General features: G+C 59.7%; 2 protein-coding genes. One reads left to right on the top strand and one right to left on the bottom strand.

Going from position 1 to position 2,139, the window contains the following annotated elements; genetic code table 11:
* Positions 1–565: 565 nt before the first annotated feature.
* Positions 566–916, bottom strand: a complete 351-nt coding sequence (locus EOA86_RS31955) for a hypothetical protein (RefSeq protein WP_127211851.1) — start codon at positions 914–916, stop codon at positions 566–568.
* A gap of 616 nt (positions 917–1,532) precedes the next feature.
* Between EOA86_RS31955 and EOA86_RS31950 the strand changes: the two genes are divergently transcribed.
* Entirely contained in the window at positions 1,533–1,727 is a 195-nt protein-coding gene (locus EOA86_RS31950) for a hypothetical protein (protein ID WP_127211852.1), read from the top strand.
* Positions 1,728–2,139 lie beyond the last annotated feature (412 nt).

Below are 2,139 nucleotides of genomic sequence, written 5' to 3'. Positions count from 1 at the left end.
TTGCATCCCAGCGGAGCCCGCCTTACGCGCTTTGGTGCAGCAAATCGTATAGGATCGTTGACAACGTCCGGCGTTCGGATTGTCCCCGCCGAGTCGCAACGGGATCGAGCAGACGTGGTCCAACCTGAGCGGCGGCGAGGATGCCGCAGCTGTTGCGACTGAGCCATGCAACCGTAGAACATAAGCTGAAAACGCAAAAGCCCGCTGCCAAAGATGCGCCGGCTGGGTCACGCTCGAATAACGCGAGCGGAACAGAGCATCGAATGGCCGCAGGAACAGGCCCGTTTCAACGTTGCAGGATCCAAATGGATCGTTGTCGGCCGGCTTGGTTCGAAGGCTAGAACCCGAACAGGAAAGAGGACGCGGAACCGGAACTGGCGCGGTTTCGTCCCGTCCGCGTTCTGGACAAGACAGTCATGTGCGCGTTTTGCTGCGTAGCGCTTTAAAGCCCATTCCCGAACCGATCCTCGGCTGGCGACAACTCGCACGCCAGCCGAGGTCATTCGGTCGTCGGGGAGACCAGCCCAGCGACCGCTGGGCACTCCGATGCGTGTCGAACCGCCGATCAACAACCTTCGGGGGTCTTTTTCACCTGGCCGGGCGCGGCGGTGTTGGCAGCCGTATCCTGCTGGCCCGGAGCGGCCTGCTGAGCACTACCGGTCTGCTGGCCAGGTGCGCAGTCCCTGGCCGAGTTCGGATTGGTGGTGCCGCTGGTGGTGGTCGTGTCGGTGCCCTGATCGTTGGGCGTGTTGGCCCCGCTGGTGGTGGTGCCGGTGCCCTGGGTCGTGCTGGGCACGGTTGTCGTGGTCGAAGTTCCGCCCGTCGAGGTGCCGCTCGAGGTACCGCTCGTCGTCTGGGCAAGGGAAAGCCCGGTCGACACTGCCAGAATTGCCGAGGCCAAAAGTATGCGTTTCATCTTCTTTCTCCGGTTCTGAATGCGCGACATGCGCTGGTAAATCCAACAGGCAGACCGAAGGAGTGTTCCGCCTATGAAGTGTCAACTTTTGTAACTCTGGTCTTACGGCTAGTCTCCGCGCCAGGAGTGCGAAACGAACGGCACTTATTTTATTCGGCCCTCCAGAGCACCCGCACTCGAAACTTTCAGGCGTCACGTGGAGGGAAGCGTCACGATGTTGTCGGTTTTGGAAACGTAGCCACGGTTCGGAGTTCGGTCTGGATAGCCATCAAAGGTATGGCGGGTGGCAGCAACATCATTCACAAAGTCAGCGCACCACTTCACGGCCCCGTGGCGGGCCGATCGATGCTGCCGATGGCGGTGTTACTACTTTGATGCAATGTTGAATTGCAGCCCGCTTATGTTCCGGGCCGCTCTGGATTTGACGTCTTCCGGAGGCTTGTTGACCAGGTTCGGCATGAGCGGTTCGATAAACTGCAACCGGCCATCTCCGGAACTCTTACTTATACTGGAACCTTATACTGGAACCCGTTCCCCTTTGCCGCAGCGTGGGTCGGACATTGGAACGAAAGGCGCATTCGCGAATTCTTCCGCTAGATAATTGGAATCGTCGCCCATGAGGCTCGCGACCCTCCACCTTGAAACTGCGAAATACGGCGACGTATATCGCGCCGCACGGCTCGCGCTGTTAAGGCAGCAAATGGTGAGGCATATCAAGCGGACGGACCGCTCGGCGCAGAAAGTCGAGCAAGCGCTGGTCAGGTTGGCTGAAGCCAACGCTCCCGTAGAGCGGCTCGCGCCGCATCAGTAGGGCGTGGCGCTGCAGGATAGATGCCAGGTGAAAGTAATCATGCAGATTTCTCGGACTGAAGTTAACCAGGCGATCACGCCCACCGGAGAGGCAATCCTGCGCGTGATCTTCTGCGGTGAAGGCGGTGACTGCGTCACTGTCGACATGGCTAATGTAGAAGCTGGAAAAATGCGGCCGTCGATCGGGCAAGGGGATATTGGTCCAGCCCGCTACCTTCGAGCTTGCGGCCGACGACTATGATGCCGTGTTTAGAAGCTGCGCGCGAGGAAGCAGTTCGATGCGCCATCGATCTTCTGGTCGACCTTCAGCCCGGCACGGACTATCTTTCAGGTTGGCTCGTGCGCGTGCGAGACGAGAACGGCGAAGTGCTCAACGCCATCGACGTGCAGGAGGCGGAAGCGGCCCGTCAGAC

Origin of the sequence: Mesorhizobium sp. M5C.F.Ca.IN.020.32.2.1 (assembly GCF_004023105.1) — a bacterium.
Classification (GTDB): domain Bacteria; phylum Pseudomonadota; class Alphaproteobacteria; order Rhizobiales; family Rhizobiaceae; genus Mesorhizobium; species Mesorhizobium wenxiniae.
The sequence above is the reverse complement of the archived record's forward strand: the minus strand, read 5'-3'. Positions and strand labels throughout refer to the sequence as shown.

Bases quoted from the DNA above. Each gene is read 5' to 3' on its own strand.
- EOA86_RS31955 (WP_127211851.1), bottom strand. From the start codon at position 916: ATGAAACGCATACTTTTGGCCTCGGCAATTCTGGCAGTGTCGACCGGG.
- EOA86_RS31950 (WP_127211852.1), top strand. From the start codon at position 1,533: ATGAGGCTCGCGACCCTCCACCTTGAAACTGCGAAATACGGCGACGTA.